The 19596-nt window shown below is 66.1% G+C and carries 22 protein-coding genes; 15 read left to right on the top strand and 7 right to left on the bottom strand.

Annotated elements, in window-relative coordinates:
* Positions 1 to 75 precede the first annotated feature (75 nt).
* Positions 76 to 522, top strand: a complete 447-nt coding sequence (locus FSYMDG_RS06785) for a hypothetical protein (protein WP_013872833.1) — start codon at positions 76 to 78, stop codon at positions 520 to 522.
* Here FSYMDG_RS06785 and FSYMDG_RS06780 read toward each other — a convergent pair whose 3' ends face one another.
* A complete protein-coding gene (locus FSYMDG_RS06780; protein WP_131772303.1) occupies positions 523 to 1083 on the bottom strand; it encodes a hypothetical protein in 561 nt (186 codons plus the stop codon).
* 161 nt (positions 1084 to 1244) lie between these two features.
* Between FSYMDG_RS06780 and FSYMDG_RS06775 the strand changes: the two genes are divergently transcribed.
* On the top strand, positions 1245 to 1715 hold the full coding sequence (locus tag FSYMDG_RS06775; RefSeq protein ID WP_131772302.1) for a hypothetical protein: 471 nt from the start codon (positions 1245 to 1247) through the stop codon (positions 1713 to 1715).
* Positions 1716 to 1769: 54 nt separating this feature from the next.
* On the opposite strand, the gene FSYMDG_RS25925 is transcribed toward FSYMDG_RS06775, so the two are convergent.
* Complete coding sequence (locus FSYMDG_RS25925) at positions 1770 to 1931, bottom strand: hypothetical protein (RefSeq protein WP_157490983.1); 162 nt, start codon at positions 1929 to 1931, stop codon at positions 1770 to 1772.
* Positions 1932 to 1963: 32 nt separating this feature from the next.
* On the bottom strand, positions 1964 to 3052 hold the full coding sequence (locus tag FSYMDG_RS06770; protein WP_013871712.1) for an IS630 family transposase: 1089 nt from the start codon (positions 3050 to 3052) through the stop codon (positions 1964 to 1966).
* Positions 3053 to 3168: 116 nt separating this feature from the next.
* Between FSYMDG_RS06770 and FSYMDG_RS06765 the strand changes: the two genes are divergently transcribed.
* The 6 genes from FSYMDG_RS06765 to FSYMDG_RS25920 all read left to right on the top strand — a co-directional run bounded on the left by FSYMDG_RS06765 (position 3169) and on the right by FSYMDG_RS25920 (position 6110).
* Positions 3169 to 3777, top strand: coding sequence for a helix-turn-helix domain-containing protein (locus FSYMDG_RS06765; RefSeq protein ID WP_013872829.1), 609 nt, complete (start codon positions 3169 to 3171; stop codon positions 3775 to 3777).
* Complete coding sequence (locus FSYMDG_RS06760; RefSeq protein WP_202797678.1) at positions 3774 to 4091, top strand: transposase; 318 nt, start codon at positions 3774 to 3776, stop codon at positions 4089 to 4091. Before FSYMDG_RS06765 ends, FSYMDG_RS06760 begins: the two co-directional genes overlap by 4 nt.
* A gap of 12 nt (positions 4092 to 4103) precedes the next feature.
* Entirely contained in the window at positions 4104 to 4394 is a 291-nt protein-coding gene (locus FSYMDG_RS28050) for a transposase (RefSeq protein ID WP_043602641.1), read from the top strand.
* An 11-nt stretch (positions 4395 to 4405) separates the two neighbouring features.
* A complete protein-coding gene (locus FSYMDG_RS06750; protein WP_349304128.1) occupies positions 4406 to 5302 on the top strand; it encodes an IS3 family transposase in 897 nt (298 codons plus the stop codon).
* Between the two features lie 18 nt (positions 5303 to 5320).
* A complete protein-coding gene (locus tag FSYMDG_RS24140) occupies positions 5321 to 5647 on the top strand; it encodes an IS66 family transposase (protein ID WP_237703015.1) in 327 nt (108 codons plus the stop codon).
* Positions 5648 to 5735: 88 nt separating this feature from the next.
* Positions 5736 to 6110, top strand: coding sequence for a hypothetical protein (locus tag FSYMDG_RS25920; protein WP_131772298.1), 375 nt, complete (start codon positions 5736 to 5738; stop codon positions 6108 to 6110).
* 46 nt (positions 6111 to 6156) lie between these two features.
* On the opposite strand, the gene FSYMDG_RS06740 is transcribed toward FSYMDG_RS25920, so the two are convergent.
* Positions 6157 to 7334 (bottom strand): IS3 family transposase gene (locus tag FSYMDG_RS06740; protein WP_085948540.1). Its coding sequence is split into 2 segments (ribosomal slippage): positions 6157 to 7073 and positions 7073 to 7334, totalling 1179 coding nucleotides; the frame shifts between segments, so codons are not numbered across the junction.
* Between the two features lie 207 nt (positions 7335 to 7541).
* Between FSYMDG_RS06740 and FSYMDG_RS25915 the strand changes: the two genes are divergently transcribed.
* Positions 7542 to 8159, top strand: a complete 618-nt coding sequence (locus FSYMDG_RS25915; RefSeq protein ID WP_013872827.1) for a hypothetical protein — start codon at positions 7542 to 7544, stop codon at positions 8157 to 8159.
* Between the two features lie 16 nt (positions 8160 to 8175).
* Positions 8176 to 9618, top strand: coding sequence for an ABC transporter substrate-binding protein (locus tag FSYMDG_RS25910; protein WP_013872826.1), 1443 nt, complete (start codon positions 8176 to 8178; stop codon positions 9616 to 9618).
* Between the two features lie 72 nt (positions 9619 to 9690).
* On the opposite strand, the gene FSYMDG_RS06730 is transcribed toward FSYMDG_RS25910, so the two are convergent.
* The 3 genes from FSYMDG_RS06730 to FSYMDG_RS06720 form a co-directional block, all read right to left on the bottom strand.
* On the bottom strand, positions 9691 to 11394 hold the full coding sequence (locus FSYMDG_RS06730) for an MFS transporter (protein WP_013872825.1): 1704 nt from the start codon (positions 11392 to 11394) through the stop codon (positions 9691 to 9693).
* 33 nt (positions 11395 to 11427) lie between these two features.
* On the bottom strand, positions 11428 to 12435 hold the full coding sequence (locus tag FSYMDG_RS06725) for a hypothetical protein (RefSeq protein WP_013872824.1): 1008 nt from the start codon (positions 12433 to 12435) through the stop codon (positions 11428 to 11430).
* A 361-nt stretch (positions 12436 to 12796) separates the two neighbouring features.
* Positions 12797 to 13558, bottom strand: coding sequence for a glycosyltransferase (locus FSYMDG_RS06720; RefSeq protein ID WP_013872823.1), 762 nt, complete (start codon positions 13556 to 13558; stop codon positions 12797 to 12799).
* Positions 13559 to 13630: 72 nt separating this feature from the next.
* On the opposite strand from FSYMDG_RS06720, the gene FSYMDG_RS06715 reads away from it, so the two are divergent.
* The 5 genes from FSYMDG_RS06715 to FSYMDG_RS06695 all read left to right on the top strand — a co-directional run bounded on the left by FSYMDG_RS06715 (position 13631) and on the right by FSYMDG_RS06695 (position 19466).
* Positions 13631 to 14887 carry a hypothetical protein gene (locus FSYMDG_RS06715; protein ID WP_013872822.1) on the top strand — a complete coding sequence of 419 codons (1257 nt, stop codon included), beginning with the start codon at positions 13631 to 13633 and terminating at the stop codon, positions 14885 to 14887.
* Between the two features lie 496 nt (positions 14888 to 15383).
* Positions 15384 to 15647 (top strand): type II toxin-antitoxin system Phd/YefM family antitoxin, encoded by a 264-nt coding sequence (locus tag FSYMDG_RS06710; RefSeq protein WP_013872821.1) that lies wholly within the window; start codon positions 15384 to 15386, stop codon positions 15645 to 15647.
* Positions 15640 to 16062, top strand: coding sequence for a type II toxin-antitoxin system VapC family toxin (locus FSYMDG_RS06705; protein ID WP_013872820.1), 423 nt, complete (start codon positions 15640 to 15642; stop codon positions 16060 to 16062). The genes FSYMDG_RS06710 and FSYMDG_RS06705 overlap by 8 nt, the downstream gene beginning before the upstream one ends.
* A gap of 361 nt (positions 16063 to 16423) precedes the next feature.
* Positions 16424 to 17980 (top strand): MFS transporter, encoded by a 1557-nt coding sequence (locus tag FSYMDG_RS06700; RefSeq protein WP_013872819.1) that lies wholly within the window; start codon positions 16424 to 16426, stop codon positions 17978 to 17980.
* Positions 17981 to 18191: 211 nt separating this feature from the next.
* Positions 18192 to 19466, top strand: coding sequence for an ATP-binding protein (locus tag FSYMDG_RS06695; protein ID WP_013872818.1), 1275 nt, complete (start codon positions 18192 to 18194; stop codon positions 19464 to 19466).
* The last annotated feature ends 130 nt before the right edge of the window (positions 19467 to 19596 follow it).

Raw genomic sequence — 19596 nt, 5'->3', positions numbered from 1 at the left:
CCCGGCCTTCGGCCGGCTACACCCTTTGTAACGCGCTGGTGCGGTAACCGGCTATCCTTATGAGGAGGAGGTTTGATGCGACGGCTGCCGGCAGTCGCCGCAGCGCTGGTGCTCATGGCCGGCTGCGGCACCTTTGGCGACAGGGGTGGGCCAGCTCCCCACCGCGAAGAAAAAGTGGATCATGTCATCTTCTACCAGATATACCTGCGGGGCGGGCCCGGCTTCGAGATCTATCTGAACTACACCGACGCCACCGGGAAGCAGCAGCACGATGAGAGCATTGCACCGACCTGGTTCCGACAGATCACCGTGCGGTATCCCGATGTCATGCTGGTGGCGATCTCCGGTACCGCCGTTCCCGAGCCGGCGACACTCGCCGGACTGGCCGTCCAATTTCCCTCGACGGAGTGCGTCCTCACGATCGACGACGAAATTGTCGATCAGCGGGCCTCGGGCTTCCCGACGTGTCAGGCGACGCTGACCGCCACGGCCCACCCCGTTCCGAGACGCTCCCCAATTTGATCAGTTCTCCAGCGACAGCCACGCCTTGAAACGATACGCCTTCGGATTGATCCGGACGTTGCCGGACGGGTCGACAACCGCCCAATTAGTAACGAACATAACATGGTACAGCGGATCGCCGGCAGGATCAAAAGCACCCGGGACGATCCCCTCCCGGAACGCGGCATCAACCAGCCGCTCCCGATCAAGACCGAATCGCTCGACGGCCTCCGACTCCTCCCACCCACCATCCATATCCCCGCTCATGCCCTCCGTCGGAATGTTCAGCGGGGTCGCCTCGACCCAGTCGATCAGCTCTGCAGAGTACCCATAGAAGCGGTAGAAGTCATCCAGGTCATGAAAGTCACCCGCGCGGGCAGCCAGCTCGGCGGCCAGAGCCTCGTCTCCCCGCGGATGCCACCGAGTCGGATACGGCTCGGTATAGAGACCCGCGTAAATCTGGTCCAAGGCCAACGGGCCGAAGGCAACCGCCAACCCGTCACCGGTGACAACCGCGAAGATCTGCCGCCGATCACTGTTACTCTGCAGAAACCGGCAGATCTTACCAACACCCACCATCATCAACCAATCCGCTCAGCACACCACGGGTAGAAACCACCGACCAACGGACGCCCCCACCCACACGATGCCCGCCCAGAAATTTTTCTTGACGAAGACATGCGGACGCTGAGGAACCGCCCACTCGGGAGGTGCACGATACTAGTCGCATGCCCGACTATGACATGCGAACCGTTACCGTGTTCACCCGGCTCATGGACGAGAACGGATGGTCCGCGGAGGACGTCACCCTCGAACGACCTCCTGGCGGCGACCTGACGCTACACTGCCGCACCTCGGGCCGCGTCGTAGAAATGATCATAGAGGAAGATGCCGCCGAGTACCGTCGGACGTGGACCGTCAGAACCGAACACGTACCACGGGTACTACGGGCAGCCCTCCGGGATCTGTTCACCGACACCGCAGCGCTACACACCTGGCTGGCCGACACCGGAATCCCCACCACTCCCGAGGAATGGCAGGGCTACCCGATCCGGCCGCTGGACGAAGACCGCCTCCTCATCGAGGCCGTACGCACGATCATCGGCACGGAGGAAAACGACGAGGGAACCACGATCGCCGACAGGTTCACCACATGGCTGGCAGAACAGTCCATCGACTACGAGACCAGCGAACAAGTCACCAACGCCGACTGAATCAGCCTCGCCCACAAAACCACTCCACGCGGCCGATGCCCGACACCGCCGATTTTAGACTGGCGGGCCACCGCGGCCGGCATCACGAGAGAAACCCGCCTCGCGCAGTTGCCGCTCCAACCAGTCCAGGAAAAGGACATGGTCAACAGAATAGGTGACCAGCATTTCCGAACCGTTCGGGTCCAGACGCACCCGCCCCGTACCGTCGACCAGCACACGCTCCCGATCAACATCGATAAATCCACGTCCTAGTGTCCTGAGTCGTTGATTCGCTGGCAGTAGGCGGCGAGGGTCTCGAGGATCTCGTCGGCGGTCTTGGCCCAGACGAACGGCTTCGGGTCCTTGTTCCAGGCGTTGATCCATCGGCGGATGTCGGCTTCGAGTTCGACGACCGAGCGGTGCGTCGATCGGCGCAGCTTGCGGGTGGTCAGCTCCGCGAACCAGCGCTCGACCAGGTTCATCCACGACGCCGAGGTCGGGGTGAAGTGCAGGTGGAAGCGGGGGTGGCGCAGCAGCCAGTTCTTCACCGCCGGGGTCTTGTGGGTGGCGTAGTTGTCCAGGACCAGGTGCAGGTCGTAGCCCTTCGGGACCGAGGAGTCGATCAGCTTGAGGAAGCGCAGGAACTCCTGGTGACGGTGCCGCCGGAAGGTCTGCGCGATCACCGACCCGGACGTCGGGTCGAGCGCGGCGAACAGGCTGGTCGTGCCATGGCGGACGTAGTCGTGGGTCATCCGCTGCGGGGTACCCGGCATCAGGGGCAGCACCGGTGCCGTGCGATCCAAAGCTTGCACCTGCGACTTTTCGTCGACGCAGAGCACGATCGCCTTCTCCGGCGGGTCGAGGTAGACCCCGACCACGTCACGGACCTTGTCCACGAACAGCGGGTCGGTGGACAGCTTCCACGTCTCGACCAGATGCGGCTTCAACCCGAACGCCCGCCACATCCGTGACACCGTCGACTGCGACAGCCCACTGGCCCTCGCCATCGACCGCGATGTCCAATGGGTATCGCCGTTCGGTGGCTTCTCCTCCAACGTCCTCGCGATCACCGCCTCGACCTGGGCGTCGGTGACCTTCCGAGGCGCTCCCGGACGTGCCTCGTCTGACAGGCCCTCCAGCCGGTCGACCGCGAACCGCTCCCGCCATTTCGCGACCGTTCCCCGGGTGATCCCGAGCTCGGCCGCGACCCCCGAGTTCGTCCCACCGTCCGCGCAGGCCAGCACGATCCGCGAGCGCAACGCCAGCGCCTGCGCGGTCTTCCGCCGTCGGGCCCAGCCCTCCAGCACCGCACGCTCAGCAGACGACAACTCGATGGGATCCGCGCTCGGGCCAGGCACCAGCCCATTCTATCTGCACACGAATCAACGACTCAGGACACTAGTGCTGGGTTCCTCAAGGCCGGGGTAGATCGGGCGAACCGGGGTATCAGCTCGCTTTGACCAGGGAGCACGTCATGCCCGCCTTCCTCTCCGCACGGCCGCCCCGGGACCCGGCCGAGGAGAAAAAGATCCGTCAGCTGGCGGGTGCCCGGCACGCCCCGGCCGACTGGATCCTGCGCGCCAGGATCATCACGGCCAGCTGGGCCGGCCAGCGCACCATACAGATCGCCACCGAACTGGAGTGTCATCCCAAGACGGTGCGGCGGTGGCTGCACCGGTTCAACACCGACGGCCTCGACGGGCTGGCCGACCGGCCGATACCCGGCCGTCCCCGCCGGCTCAGCCAGACCGAACGCTCCCAGATCATCGCGCTGGCCCGCTCCATCCCGCCGGGCCGGCCCGAGCGCACACCGGGCGGCGCGCTGGTCGCCGCCGACACCGACGGGTGCGCGCAGTGGACGCTGGACACCCTGGCGGAGACAGCCCGCGTCCAGGGCATTGCGGTGGGACGCAGCCAGGTGCGGCGGATCCTGCGCGCCGAGCGGGTCCGCTGGCGCCGTACCCGCTCCTGGGCCACCAGCACCGATCCGCAGTTCGCCCCAAAAGAACGACGGTCGTCGAGCTCTACACCCAGCCGCCCGACGACGCGACGGTCGTCTGCGCCGACGAGCTCGGCCCGGTGATCCCCCGGGCCTTTCCCCCCGCCCCCGGCTGGTCACCCGACGGCCACCGCATCAAGAACGAGATCGACTACAGTCGGGGTCCGGAGAAGACCTGGGTCTACGGGGGCCTGCGCGTCCGCGACGGCCACGAGGTCACCTGTACGGCGCCGTCCCGGAACAGCACCTACTACCAGCGCTTCCTGCACCTGGTGGAGGAGGCCAACCCCACCGGGGAGATTCACGTGGTCACCGACAACCTCTCCTCCCACGACAGCAAGGCCACCTGGAGTGATCCCGCTTCCGTGGACAGCGAACCTGAGGTTCGCTGTCCATAGGGAAGGAGCGTCATGGGGTCAGCTCGCCGGAAGTTCACCCAGGAGTACAAATCCGAGGCAGTAAGGTTGGTGCTCGACTCGGGCCGGTCGGTGACCGAGGTCGCGAAGAGTCTGGGTATCCACGAGACCACGTTGGGAAACTGGGTGAAGAAGGCGAAGGAGAACGGCGAGACCGAGGAGCGGCCGCTGTCGGTGTCGGAGCGCGCGGAACTTGAGGAGCTCCGGAAGAAGTACGCGCAGGCGCAAATGGACATCGCCTTCCTAAAAAAAGCGGCGAGCTTCTTCGCGAGCGAGCAGAAGTAAAGTTCGAGTTCATCTCGATACACGCTCCGAAGAAGCCTGTGTCCGCCGACGGCGCGAACACCTTTCCCGTCGACTACATGTGCAAGAAACTCGACGTGTCCCGACAGGGCTACTATGCGTGGAAGAAACGCGGCCCGTCTCGGAGGGAGAAGGACGACGCCACCTTGTCGACCATGATCAGAGCTGTTTTCGACCGTCACGAGGGGCGGTACGGCGTGCGGCGGATCTTCCACGAGATCCGCCGCCAGGGCGTCGCCGTCGCCTACAAGCGGGTCCAGCGGCTGATGGCGACGATGGGCCTGGTCAGCGTGCATCCGCGTCCCCGCCGGCCGGTGACGACGGTGCAGGCCGCGGACTCCTCATCGCTGCCTGATCTTGTCGGCCAAGACTTCGCCGCGTCCGCACCGAACCAGTTGTGGTACGGCGACATAACATATATTCGCACCTGGGATGGCTGGGTGTACATGGCCTCCGTCATCGACGCGTTCTCTCGGAAGATCGTCGGCTGGGCGGTCGCCGATCACATGCGCACCGAACTCGTTCTCGACGCGCTTCGTATGGCCGTCACCCGCCGGCGGCCACCCGGCGGCGTCATATTCCACGCCGACCGAGGCGGTCAGTACACCAGCCGTGAGTTCGTCGCCTTCTGTCGCGACAACAACGTCCGAAACTCCGTCGGCCGTACCGGGATCTGTTTCGACAACGCCGCGGCGGAGTCCTTCTGGGCCACCCTCAAGAAGGAGTTCGTCCACCTCCACCCGTTCGATACCATAGACCGCGTCCGGGCGGGGATCTTCGAATATGTCGAGATCTACTACAACCGGCAGCGGTTGCACTCCTCGATCGGCTATCTCACGCCTGTCGAGTTCGAGGAAGAATTTGACGGACAAACACTTCGTGCTGCATAGTTAGGACTGTCCACGAAAGTGGGAACCCTCCAGACCTCGCCGCGCGGCACGAAACTCATGGCCGCACGCCATGCCCTGGCCTGCCGGCTCGTCGACCGCGAAGCCGACTACCTTCGGTTCACCCGCGACTGGCGGGTTCCCGCGGACAACAACGGCTCCGAACGCGACATCCGCATGATCAAACTACGGCAGAAGGTACCCGGCTGCCTACGCACGCTCACCGGCGCCCGCCAGTTCTGCGCGATCCGCAGCTACCTGTCCACCGCCACCAAACACGGCATCAGCCTGTTCGACGCTCTCGTCCAACTTGCCGAGGGCCGTCCCTGGATGCCCGCGATCAGCTAACTCAAGATCAAAAACTACCTGACTAGTTACCTTCATCCTTCAGGTGCAAGGCGAAGGAGCTGAGTACAACCAGCGGGTTCGCAAGGTCGTGACGGCGCTGCTGGAGCCGATCAACCTGCACGGGAAACTGGTACCACACGCGGTACTCGATGCAGAGATCGGCGAACCTCTACTCGCCGAACAGGCGGGCGATCTACTCGCTTCTGGCATGCCCCGACACATGACGCCTGATCGTTTCCCGCAGTTCACGCTGCTGCGAGGCGTAGTCAGGGACATCCAGCGGCAGGCCGGGGGAGCCGGGCCAGCCGATGGCCCGCGGAGTCTGCGTGACTCCGCCTACGAGAAGCGCGTGCAGGAAGGGGGATTGCCGGGCCTCCTGTGGGCCATCGGCGGTGGAGAAGCTCCGCCCGAGGGGCCCCCTATAGTCGCCCTGGCATTGCGTCTGCTATGGCTGCCCCTTTGAGGTGCTGCCCATTCTACGGACACGCGATAACTGGACTATATCAGCTTTACGCCGCCTCTGGTATTGATGTCCGACTCGTCAGGTAGAGACGTTCGACGTGTTCCGGGGTGTGGTAGCCGAGGGTGGAGTGGAGTCGCTGCCGGTTGTAGAAGACTTCGATGTACTCGGCGATCGCACTGCGGGCGGCACGACGGGTTAGGTAAATTTCCCGATAGACGAGTTCGTTTTTCAGGGTGCCAAAGAAGGATTCGGCGGCGGAGTTGTCCCAGCACACTCCGGTGGCGCCTACGGAAGGTCGCACGCCGTGTCGTGCCAGCGTGCGATGGTAGGCGTCGGACGTGTATTGCGTACCGCGATCCGAGTGAAAAACCGCGTTCGGTGCAAGGGTGGTGCGGGACGCGGCCATGGTGAATGCGTCGACGACGAGTTCGGTCCGCATGTGACTGGCCATCGACCAGCCGAGAACCTTCCGTGAATAGCAGTCGATGACCGTGGCGAGATACAGCCAGCCTTCGCCGGTACGGACATAGGTGATGTCACCGACGAGCTTGGCCCCGGGGCGGGTGGCGGTGAAGTCGCGGCGGACGTGGTCGGTGGGCACCGGCGCCTGGCCGGGGATCGTGGTGCGGCGGTAGGCCCTGGGCTGGCAGGCCTTCAGCCCTGCTCGGCGCATGATCCGTCGGGCGAGGCGGACCGAGGTGGGCTGGCCCGACGCGGTCAGAGCGGCGGCGATCCGCCGCGCGCCGTAGGTCTGGCGCGAGGCGGCGAACAACGCCCGCACCTGGGTGTCCAGGGTGGTGTGCCGGCGGGTCCGGGACGACACCGGTCGCTGGTACCAGTCGTAGAAACCGGACGTCGACACCACGAGCCACTGGCACATTTTGCGTATCGGGTAGTTGTCCTTCTCCGCGGCGATCAGCTCGAACTTATCGATCACTGATGGCGTTGCGCGAAGAAGGCTGCCGCTTTTGAGAGGAACTCGCGCTCCATCCGGAGTTCCCGGTTCTCCTTCTCCAGCTCCCGTAGCCGGGCACGCTCGGACATCGACAGCGGTTCTTCTTCGCCTTGGTGGGCCCGACGCCAGGTGGCCACCCAGCTCCCCAGGGTTCCCTCGTTGATACCGAGGTCCTTCGCGATCGCCGATACCGGCCGACCCGAATCGATGACGAGTTTCACTGCCTCGTCCTTGTACTCGGGCGTGAACCGCCTCCGGGACTCAGTCATCAATCTCCTCCGCTCACGGATCAATTATCCCACATAGGGATCACTGTCCGAAGAACGGGGACCACCTCACTTACGCGTTCTCTGCCCCGGCGATGGTGGGCTTGGCGCAAGACGCATCAGCTCATCCGGCCCGTCCGACTGTTGAGATGGCGCGAGCGTCGCAGATGGCTGGGTGCTCAGGAGAGGGCTGACAAGGATGTCTTCCGGGTGCTGGACGACCTGTCGAAGCGGCAGGTCCCCCGTCTGGTGGCCGGAGCAGGGGATCGTCGCGAAGAGGCGATGGCGGCATTGGAACAACTGCTACTGAGGGCGCTGCTGGAGGATCTGTCCAATCCACCGACGAGAGGTTTGCAACCCAGGAGACGCCGTCGTACGGCCCGTCCCGTCCTGTTGGTACCGCTGCCCCACGGCGAGGCATCGCAGGCCGCAGAAGTAGCACGCGTCGAGCGATTTCTTTCCGCGTTCTGCGAGATGCGGAAGAGCGCGCATGCGCCAGGTCCTCTGGTGATCGCGATTGGCCAGCCGTCTGATGCTCTACTCGACCAGATCGGACCGCTCCGGGAGGTCACCCTTGGAGCGGCTGGTTACCTGCTCCACGAACCGGACAGCGAACCGGGTTTCGGATACCCCGTGCTCGTGCCGATCAGCGACGAGTCCTTCAGCCTGCCTGGGTTGCCCATCCGCCGCGTGGAGCCGAAGACCTTCCGGTTGGATTGGCGGACGGTAAACGCGCTGATTACCGTTAAAGCTATACTACTTTTGGCCCTAGCAAGCACCCTCCCACCATGGCGGGGCGAGCCGCACGACTGTGTCCGGTGGCCCTGAGCCAGTGGCGGGTAGGGTGACCGCGCCAGCACCCAGCAACCCAGTAACCACAGACCCCATCGGCTGGTACAACGCGGCGCTCGGGGCGATTCAGCAGGAGAACGAGCGCGCAATAGAATTTTTCAGGAGCGGTAGAACCGTCCGTACCGTTGTGGCCTTCCTGTCAAACCCTCCGACAAGCACTGCTGACACCATCTTCGACGGGGTCATCCCGGAACTGCGCGGCATCGCCCTTTGGCAGCGCAAGCTCAACCAGGACGCGAACGCCGACCTTCACCAAATCCCCCTGCTGGTCGACGTCCGTGGGACCGGACCGGCCTTCCGTGATGCCGAACAGAAAGCGCAGGAACTGGTCGAGAAAATCCAGAGCTGGACGCCATATCCAGACAACAATGAAGACTACAAACAGGTTATCGGCGTCCTCGGCTACGCGCAGAGCAGGGATGAGACCAAAAAGGCTCTCAAGATACTCGACAAGGCAGGAATCCTGACCATCAGCACTAGCGCCACGGCCGACGAAATGCTCGGCGAATCGACCTACTGGCCTGCCGCGCCACTCAATAGCCGCCAGGCCGCGATAGCAGCGAACTTCGCCACCTCAGAACGCACCATTGCCCAGTCCAGCGACAGCAGTCGATGTGTTAAAGCCGAAAGGGCCCTCATCATCGAGGACCACGAAGACCTTTACAGCAAAAGTCTCGCGACACAGTTTGAGATCAACTTTAAGGGACAGAAAAGGAAAATTAACTTTACTCAGAAAAACCCCAGCCCTGGGGATCCTCCACCCGGCACTCTCACGTACACCGACGCCACCGAACTGGCAGACCGGATTTGCCAGGAGATATCAGCACAGCCTACGACCATCGTCTACTGGACCAGCCGTGCACAAGACTTCATCGCGTTCGCCACAAGCTTCGATACTCAGGGCACCTGCACCACTCGTAGTGTCACCGTGCTCGGCGGCGACGATTTGGCCAGTGGCGTCCAGGCAGGTGTGTTTAATAAAAATAGGTGGCTTCGACTCTACTACTCCGCACACCGACTTCCCGCAGCTGACGCCCGCATCAGCTGCGCCACCAAATCCTTTATCGAAAAATATAACACTTTCGTCAAAGATACAACCAAGGGCGAGGATCCCTGGATCAACAACGGAACCTCAGCAGTGGCATATGACGCTTTTCATGCACTTTCCCGGGTCGCCGACATCACCTACGGCAGCAACGAGAGAGCGGACGTCAAAACCATGAAGTATTCCCTCCCAACCGGAGGAATAAATTTCAATGGCGCAACCGGATATATCAACTATGCGGCTGGCGTCAACCAGCCTCCCGTAGACAAGACCCTCATCTTAGTATATCAGACAGGCAAAAATCAGGTGACGGTGGCCGCCTGCGGCGCCTACCGCCAGGACACAAACAGCACAGTCCAGGCCAATCCATGCCGCGACGCCCCCGGCTGAACCCCGGAACCCATCAAGATTTTTTCAAGACGAAATTTTGCAGAAACTACGAGCATCAATTTCCCGTCGTTATCATGATCTCTTTTTCTCGCGTTGGTTGGGCGTCGGTGACGGGACTGGTTGCCGGGACGGGATGCGGCGGGTGAGGAACAGGGCGGCCAGGGCGATTACGGCGAGTAGCGAAAGGGAGGCGCGCAGGCCGTCGATGCGGGCGTCCGCGTTGGCGGTGGTGATCGCCTTGGCGGTGTCCGGTGGGACGCCGGCCTCGTCGAGGCGGGTCTTCAGGTCCTGGTCGGACAGGAAGGGGACGCCTTCGGACAGTCGCACCTCGGCGTGCGCGGCCAGGTCCGCCGGCACGGCGGGGTCCTGCTGGACGCCGGTGAGGAACGACGTGGTCAGCACGGAGACGAGCACCGCGCCGGCCGCCGCGGTACCGATCGAGGCGCCCAGGTTCGTCACCGTGTTCTGCACCCCGCCGACCTCACCGCTGCGCTCGTCGGCGACCGCGGACACGGTGACGCTGCCAAGCTGCGACGCGAGCGCGCCCACTCCGAGGCCCGCGAGCAGCATCGGCCATGTCACGATCTCCGGCCCGGCGCCGACGTCGAGCGCGGCAATCATGATTGTTATACCGGTGAACAAGGCGAGGAAACCGCTCCGGACAACGCGCCGGGGCGAGGCACGTGGAAAGACGCTGGGAATACCGACGGCGGCTACCAGCAGGGCGATGGACAACGGCAGCAGACGGACGCCGGTCGCGACCGCCGAAAGCCCGAGCGCCACCGACAGATACAGCGGCACCACGAAGAAAAGACCCGCCTGGAGCAGGTACTGGAAGAAGAACGACGTGAGTCCGGCCCGTAGCGTCCGGTCGCGAAGCAGTGCCGGGTCGAGCAGCACGGCGGCGCGTCGGGCGAGCCGGTGCTCCTGCCACCAGACGAAGAGCCGCAGGATGGCCCCGCCGGCGAGGATCAGCCAGATCACGGGCGAGAGCCCCAGCCAGACGGGTGCGCCGGGCGCCGGCCGGACCAGACCCCAGCTCCCCGACCGCAGGACGCCGTACACGACGAGAGCCAGGCCGGTCGCGGACAGCGCGGTGCCCACGAGATCGAGACGCCCGCCAGCCGCCGTCGTCGGAGGCGCTGTCGTCGGAGGTGCCGTCGTCGGAGGCGTAGCCGCCATCCCCCGGGTCAGCCACAGGATGACGCCCACCACGAGGACCTCGCCCGCGAAAACCCAGCGCCAGGACAGATAGGTGGTGAACAGGCCGCCGACGAGCGGGCCCGCCGCGACTGCGATCGCGCCGGCGGCGGCGACCAGCCCGTAGGCGCGCGGCCGCTGCCCGGGCGGGAAGTTCGACGCGACGAGGGCGACGACCGCGGGCATGATCAGCGCGGCGCCGACCCCTTCGAGGAACGACCAGCCGAACATGAGGACGGCGAGGTTCCCGGCGACGGAGGTCGTCAGCGACCCGCAGCCGTAGACGACGCAGCCGAGGGTGAACACGCGCCGATGCCCGAGGATCTGCCCCAGCCTGCCTCCGGTGATCATGAATGCGGCCATCACCAGGGTGTAGAAGGTGATGGCGGTCTGGATTCCGGTCACCGTGGTACCGACGTCCGCGGCCACGGTGGCGATCGACACGTTCATGACCGAACTGTCCAGGGTCATGAGGAACTGCGCCGCCGCCAGCGTGGGGAGAACCGCCCGGCCCGCCGCGACGGCTCCTCCCGCCCTGGCGCCGGGGCCCTGGTTCCCGGCAGTCCGGCGGGTCATCGGTCGGCACGCCCGCCCTGGCACCTGGTCACGTCAGGACTCCCGATTCTGATTCCGGCCGCCGCCGCCAGAATGCCGTTTGGCACGTGTTCTCGTCATGGTATGGGCGGCCGGTTTCCGCGTCTCGTTGTGCCACATTCCGACGATCGCCCCTCCGGTGAGAACAACACCAAAACCGATCAGCCAGGAAAGAATCGTGAAAACGACGCCGATACTCCCGTAGTTCCGCTCGTTCGAGACGATGGACGCGGAAAAGGTCAGTCTGCCCACCACGCCCAGGCCAGTCAGGCCGACCGTCGTGAACGCGGCGGCCGGCCAGACCTCGCGCCACCCGAGCCGGCCGAGAGTGAGAATCCTGGTACCGGCCCAGAGAAAGAGCAACAGCCCCGCGGTGTTGAGCAGGCCGTAGCCGATCTGACCGGGAATGGTGCCGGTGAGCAGCGCCCCGGCAGTGGTGGTGCCGGCGAGAAAGACAATGAGCCCGCAGAGCCAGCCGACCTGGGCCGGGACACCGCGAAGCCCGAGCGGCCGAAGCCCGAAAACCCTGACATAGACGGACTGCACGGTCGTGGCCAGGCTCAGGCCGCCGAGAATCAGCCAGAGCGCGCCCAGTATCGACCAGCCGTTGCGGACCGTCCCGTCCTGTGGCGCGAAAAGCCGTTCGACGGCCTGCGCGGCCTCCTGGCTCAGGCCCATCCGCCTGATGATCACTTCTGCCGCGCCCCCGGAGCGCAACGGCGACAACGCGGCCAGCGCGATGATGAACGGGAAGAACATCATCAGAATGAGCGCGGCGAGGTTCATCGCACCGTTGATCAGATCACCCTGACGCAGCCTGGATGCCAGATCCTCCGCCGCGCTGCCCCGCAGCCGCGCCCGAACAGGCCGGACAGCCGTCGCCATCCGCCCGAACAGCCGCCGTATCCGGTCCGCGGCGGCACCGCCGACGCCACGGACGTTGGCGGCTCCGCCGGCGCTGCCGGCGCCGTCGGATGGCCGAGGGGTACGCCCGTCACCGCGCGCGCGTCGGCTCCTGGGCATGGCCCCCTCCAGACCGCGCATCCTCACCGCCGGCAGTGGCCGCGCTCGTCCGCCAACCGGCCGACCAGCCCAACCGGCCGACCAGCCCAACCGGCCAACCGGCCGACCGGGCCGTGCACCTCAGCATCTCGGCACGTGGGCGTCCTCGCACCTCCGACGGTCCGAAAGCAGCGGAAGGTGCTCCTCGCGGCAAAGGCACTCGATTCCCGGCACGGCATACGGGTGCCGCTGTGGCGATATGGCCACCGACGGTAAAATTCGTCGATCTCAACCCGGGTTGACCCGGGATGGACGAGAACGGGGGCGGTGCACGTGGCGCGGACTGAAGCTGGTGGTGGACCCGGACGTCGGGGTGAAACCCTCAGTCCCACTCTTCCCAGGGAGGTCCGGCCGCGAGCAGGGAGGCGCGCTGCCAAATAAGCAAATACTGAGACCCCCCCCCCGAAAAGTTGCTGTTCTGGCGGGAACGCTGGGCGTCGTGGCGGCGGTAGCGCAACGTTGGGACGTCGAGCAGAATGCCGGTGGCGAGCGCGGAGCCGGCGATGAGGGTCGCGGTGTCCTCGACGCCGCGCAGCGCGGCCCATCCCCCGACGGCGAGAAGCAGGTTCCGCCGCCACATCACCCCTGCCGGATGTACGGGTGGCAGCGTGCGGTCGGGCAGGGCGGACGCCCAGGCGACGGCGAGCGCTCCGCGTGCCAGCGGTCCGGCGGGCACGGCCAACGGCAAGGTGTGCAGGGTCCCGTCAGCGTGCAGGTCGCGGGCGTGGCCGACCGCGTAGCCGGCGTGGGCGTGGGTGGCGAGCGCGCCGCTGAGGGCTGCGAGCGCGCCGGGTTCGAGCTCGTCATCGGCGTCGAGGTTCTGCACCAGCGGCGCGGTGCACGAGCCGAGGGCGATGTTGCGGGTGACCGCGGGGCCTTCCTCGGTGCTGTGCGCGGCGATCCGGACCCGGCCGTCGTCCGCCGCTCCGCAGGCGGCCAGCGCGTCGAGAACCTCCCCGGGAGGCCCGTCGACCTGGACCCGCCACGTCCAGTGGGGATGGCGTTGGCGGTGCAGCGAGTCCCACGCCGCCGGCAGGTATCCGGCGTACTCGGCGTGTACCGCGGTGACCACATCCACCCACATGTTCGCAATATGTATCAGTCCGAGCCGAATTCGTGTGATAGATATGCCGATAAGATCCAACGGAGGGGGCACATGGACGTCGCATCGATCAACACGCGACTCGGTCGGGTGGCCTCAGCCGACTCCCGCGAGCTGGACCGGGTCTGCGAGGAGGTCGCCGCCGAACTGATCGACGCGGACGTCGAGCCCCCCTTCCGCGTCCCGTCGGCGGACTTCGTCACCGACCCCTGGCTGATCTGCGCTGACCGGTACTGGCGGCGCCGGCTGCTCCACCAGCCCACCGTCGAGGTCGCGGCCTGCTGCGCCCGCTGGCTACACGACCACACCGACCCGCCCGTCCGCCCGTCCGCCCGTCCGGACATCATCGAGAAGTGGTCGCTGGGATACGCCTTCATCACCAAGGACACCGTCGAGTCCCGCCACGACCTCACCCTCGCCACCGGCCGGATCGTCGAGACCTTCCAGGGCTCCACCGACATCTGCTACTTCGCCACGCTTTACCACGCCGGCAAGCTGCGCGCGAACTTCTGGTTCGACGAACTCCACCAGTTCCTCGAATCCTCCCTGCTCGCTGTCGCCGCCGGCCAGCACCGCGACGACCCGCTGTTCACGGGTCTACGCGCGTTCGCCGCCTTTGGTAGCCGCACCATCACCACCAGTCACGCGCTCGAGCTCCTCGGCACCGCCTGGAGCGCGGCGCCCCGCCCCCGCGCCGTCGTCGACGTCTGCCTCAACGCCCTGTGGGCCGCCCCGCCGTTCCCCGGCCAAGGCGAACAGCTGCGCCGGCACTCCGCCGAGGCCGTCGCGGAGTACCCCGACGACCACCTCTTCCGGTTCCGCCTCGCCAGCGGACAGCGCATGTGCGGCGACTACACCGACGCGCTGGCCACCATCGACACCGCGCTGCGGCTCCTGCCCGCGATCGGCGCCAGGATCAGCCACGAACTGCTCCAGGGGCAGTACCTACGGGAGCGGGCGACGATCCTGGAAGGGCTCGACCGCGCCGCCTGGAGCAGCGACCAGCAGACCCGCTGGCGTGACCAGGACACCGCCAACCGGGACCTCCGCCGGACCCTCCAGACCTCCGCCATCCGCGCCGTCGAACTCGTCACCGTCTTCACCGCGGCCATCGCGTTCGCCGTCGGCTCACTCCAGATCACCCTCACCGGCACCCTGCCCCTGCGTGATCGCGCGCTCCTCCTCGTCCTCCTCGGCGCCGGGCTCCTGCTGTTCGCCCTCCTGACAGTTGCCGGCGCCTGGATCATCACCGGCCGACACCACTCCGACCCCCGGACCACCCCACCCGACCCCGGCGGCACCCAGCGTTAGTCCTGGGTGGTGTACGGATCCGCATGCCATCCGAGCGCATTCAGAGCTTCGCTCAGTTGAGCGGCCAGGGCCTCAGCTCCGGTGTCGGCGACGTCGAAGAAGACCAGCGCCCCACTGACAGACCCCCCGATTCCCGGCACGGCTCGCGGGTGTCGCTGTGGCGGTTTGGCCGCCGACGGTAAAGTTCGTCGATCTCAACCGGGTTGACCCGGCATGGCCGAGGACGGGGGCGGTGCGCGTGGCGCGGACTGAAGCTGGTGGTGGACCCGGATATCAGGGTAAAACCCGCGGATCTGGCCGCGGCCTGGAAATCCGAGCCGGGGCCGGGCTGAGCCACCGACATTCAGGCCGTCGCAAGGGAGGCGTGACGAACCTCGAATCGACCATCGCATGGCGCTCACTCCCAACGATGAACCATCCCAAGTTCAGCGGAGACCCCGACCTGAGGCGTAGCCGTGCGTAGCATCTCGTAGCACATGATGCTAGGATCATGAACATGGTCCAGCCTGTCTCACGTGAGATCACCCAGCGGGAGCTCCGTAACGACTCCGGCGGGATTCTCCGCGCCGTCGAGCAGGGCTCGACGTTCGTCGTCACGCGCAACGGCAGCCCGGTCGCGGAACTGGTCCCGCTCCGACGCCGGACCTTCGTCCCGGCGGCACAGGTTCTCGCGATGTTCGCGCACGAGGCGCCACTCGACGCCGACCGGTTCTTCGCCGACCTCGACGGTGTCGTCGATCAGGGGCTTCTGGGTGAGTGAGCGCCCCGAACGCCACAGCCGAGGGCTGCTCGACACCAATGTGATCGTCCATCTCCCACGGGTGGACCCGGGCGAACTGCCGATCGAGACGGCGATCAGCTCGATCACGCTCGCCGAACTCACCGCCGGCCCGCACGCGACGGACGACCCGGTCGAACGCGCGGTGCGGATCGGACGGCTGCAACGAGTCGAGGCCGCCTACGACCCGCTGCCGTTCGACGCGGAGGCAGCCCGGCACTACGGCCCGGTGTACGCCGCCGGCCTCGCCGCGAACCGGACTCCCCGACGGCGACTGGCCGATCTCCTGATCGCCTGCGTGGCCATCGCCAACGACCTACCGCTGTACACGATCAACCCAGGCGACTTCACCGGCCTCGAACACCTGCTCCAGGTCGCTCCCGTTACCCGCCCCTGACCACAGACCAGACCAGGAACAGAAACCACACAACGCGAGCTGATCACCCACCACCCACACCGATTCCGGAACGAGTACATAAACGGCTGTTGTAGTAGCCATTTATTTTCTCAATATTATGTTGCCTCCCCTTCACACCCGCCCTCCACCCCCGCTTGCCAGAACAAGTACACAAGTGGTTGCCTGACACCTGGCCTAGGCCAAATTAGTCGTCCAGTTCCCCTGGTGAGACCCTCGCCGGCGAGATCCTGCGTACGGCGACAGGACGCGATCGCTGAAAGACGTGGAACAGATGCCATAGCAGCCCTTGATCGGCGGGACTTCTTCGTCGCACGCCGGTGCCGGCGCCTCGGACGGCCCGATGATCATAGAGTTGGCAGCCATGGCCCGTTATATGCAGATTGCCGATGATTTGGCTCGTCGTGTGCGGTCGGGGGAGATCACAGCGGGTGACGAGTTGCCCGGCGTGCGGGAGTACGCCCGGACGCTGGGAACGACGTCGACGGTGGTGCGGGCCTACCGCTATCTGGCGGATGCCGGAGTGATCACTATGGCGGACCGGCGGCGGGCACGGGTCGCCGGTGAGGGTGCGATTGAGAATATTGAGATCGGTACAGCGCCAGCCGAAACCCCTGCCGAGACATCTATCGCCTCGGGGCGGCGGCCATGGCTGACACCAGGTGTCGGAGGGATTGGGACGGCGAGCTTCCTCGCCGATGTCGGGCATGAGGTGCCGACCTCGCTGATGGCGAGCTTTGTCACCACGACCCTGGGCGCGCCGGCCGCGGCACTGGGCGCGATCGAAGGAGTGTCGGAAGGGCTGGCCGGGGCGGGCAGGTTCGTCGGCGGCGCGCTGGCGGACGATCCCGGCCGGCGGCGCGCGGTCGCGGTCGGCGGCTACACCACCACGGCGGTGTTCTCCGCACTGATCGGGGCGACCACCTCCGTAGCCCAGGCGGGGATGTTGCGGGCTGGTGCCTGGGCGGCCCGCGGACTGCGAGTACCGGCCCGCAACACGCTGCTCGCCGACGTGGTGCCCGCCACCGCCTACGGCCGGGCCTACGGGTTTGAACGGACCATGGACAACCTCGGCGCGATCATCGGCCCCTTGCTGGCGCTCGGTCTGGTGTCGCTGGTCAGCGTGCGCGCCGCCGTGCTGATCTCGGTCGTTCCCGGTCTGCTGGCGGCGCTCGCGATCGTCTACGCGATCCGGCAGGCAAAGCTGCCACGGGCCACCGGGCGCCGCCAGTTGCGGTTCCAGATCCGGCCGGTGCTGCGCGGGCAGCTCGGCCGAGTGCTGGCGGGGTTCACCGCCTTCGAGGTCGGCAACGTGGCGGGCACCCTGCTGATCCTGCGCGCCACCGATCTCCTGGCCGCCGGCCACGACACGGACGCGGCCACCCGGATCGGGATCGCGCTGTACATCGCCTACAACATCGCCGCGACGGCCGCGTCCTTTCCCGCGGGTGGGCTGTCCGACCGGATCGGCCGTCACGGCCCGCTCCTGGTCACCGCCGTCGGAGTAGCGACGTTTCTGGTCTCCTACCTGCTGTTCGCGGTCTCCGGACCGGTGATCTGGCTGCTCGGCGTGGCCTTCGTGCTCGCCGGAATCGGGATCGGCTGCGCGGAGACCGCCGAACACGCGGCCGTCGCGGCCCTCGCGCCCGACGAGATCCGAGGGTCGGCGTTCGGGCTGCTCGCCACCGTCCAAGCGGTCGGGAACCTCGCCGCGAACGTCGTCGCCGGCCTCCTGTACACCATCGCCTCGCCCACCCTCGCCTTCAGCTATCTCGCGGCCTGGATGGTGCTCACGCTCGCGCTTCTCCTGTCGGTGACAGTGGCACGGAGCGTCAAAAAACGGCCTGATGCCCGCCATACACGGCCTCTCACCTCGCCGGAACCACGCAAGCCCCTCTGAGCCTCACCCGGCTCCGCCGTGACAGGGCCGCTCCGGAAACGCCGGGACGTCAGACCGGTCACGTCCATGCCCGCGGAACGACCGCGATCATGCTCGCGAAACGACCGTGACCATGGCTTCAAACTGACCGTGACCATGGTCGCGGAACGACCGTGACCATGGCGTTAAACTGACCGCGACCATGTGTTTGGGCCGACCGGAGGAGGCTGGGATGACAGCCGGGCAGCCGGGTCCTGACCTCTTCCCGAGACATGCCACGGACCTTGTGTCGGCGGCACTCGGGGACACCCGGGTGGTCGTCGTCGGCGGCGCGCGGCAGGTCGGCAAGAGTACGCTCGCCCAGATGGCGGCCGACGCGCGGGCCGACGCGCGGGCGCTCTACCTGGACGACGACGCGGTGCGGGCGGCCGCGGAGTACGACCCCACCGGCTTCGTGAACCATGACGGCCTGGTAATGATCGACGAGATCCAGCGCGTCCCGCAACTGCTGCTTCCGATCAAGCACGAGGTCGACCGGCATCCTCGCCCCGGTCGTTTCCTGCTCACCGGGTCCGCTCAGCTGTGGGCACTGCGTGACATTCCGGATCTGCTGCCCGGGAGGTCCGAGACCGTCGAGCTGTGGCCGCTCTCCCAGGGTGAGATCGACGGCGAGCCCGACGGTTTTGTCGACGCGGTCTTCGCCGACGCCGAACCGTCCTTGGCGCGCAGTGACCTGCGTCGTACGGACTACGTGGCGCGCGCGCTCCGAGGCGGGTTCCCCGAGGCTGTTCGCCGGGCCGACGCCCGGCGGCGAGCACGGTTCTTCGACTCGTACATATCGGATCTCATCAAACGCGACATCCGCCAGATCTCCGAGATCGAACGGGTCGCGGAACTGCGCGGCCTTGTTCAGGCGCTGGCCGCCACGGCAGGAGGAATCCTCGTACCGGCCAGGCTCAGCAACGACCTCGGAGTACCTGTCACCACCGTCCGAAGACATCTCGCGGCGCTCGAGCTCATATACATCGTCCGACGGGTTCCCGCCTGGTCGAAGAACCTGACGGCCCGTGCCACCGCGAAACCAAAGATAATATTTGTCGATTCGGGGCTGGCCGGCCATCTGACAGGCATGTCGCTGCGGCGGGCTTCTCATCCGACAGCCGCCGTCGGGCCGCTCATCGAGAACTTCGTGCTCGGCGAGCTGGCCCGGCAGCTCACCTGGTCCGAGGAGCCGGTGTCGCTGTTCCACTACCGGGACCGGGATCGCCACGAGGTCGACGCGGTACTGGAACGGGCATCAGGCGAGATCGTCGGCATCGAGGTAAAAGCAGCCGAGACGGTACGCGCCGACGACTTCCGTGGGCTGCGCCAGCTGGCGGAGCAGACCGGCGACCGTTTCCACGCCGGTTATGTCCTCTATGCGGGCGGCGAGGTGCTCCGCTTCGGCCCACACATGCGAGCCGCCCCGATCTCGGCGCTGTGGGCCACTCCAGGCTCACCCGGGTGAAATCGGCGCGGTCAGTTCTTGAATGTTCGTAGCGTCTGCTCCGCGTGATTCCCACCCGAAATTTTAGCAGCATTGACGGCAGAACGACCAGTAGCCACCGACGCCTCATACGTTCTCGGGTAGCCGACGC

This window comes from Candidatus Protofrankia datiscae (genome assembly GCF_000177615.2).
Lineage (GTDB): Bacteria > Actinomycetota > Actinomycetes > Frankiales > Frankiaceae > Protofrankia > Protofrankia coriariae.
Note: the sequence above shows the minus strand (reverse complement) of the source record. Positions and strands in the feature narration are given on the sequence as shown.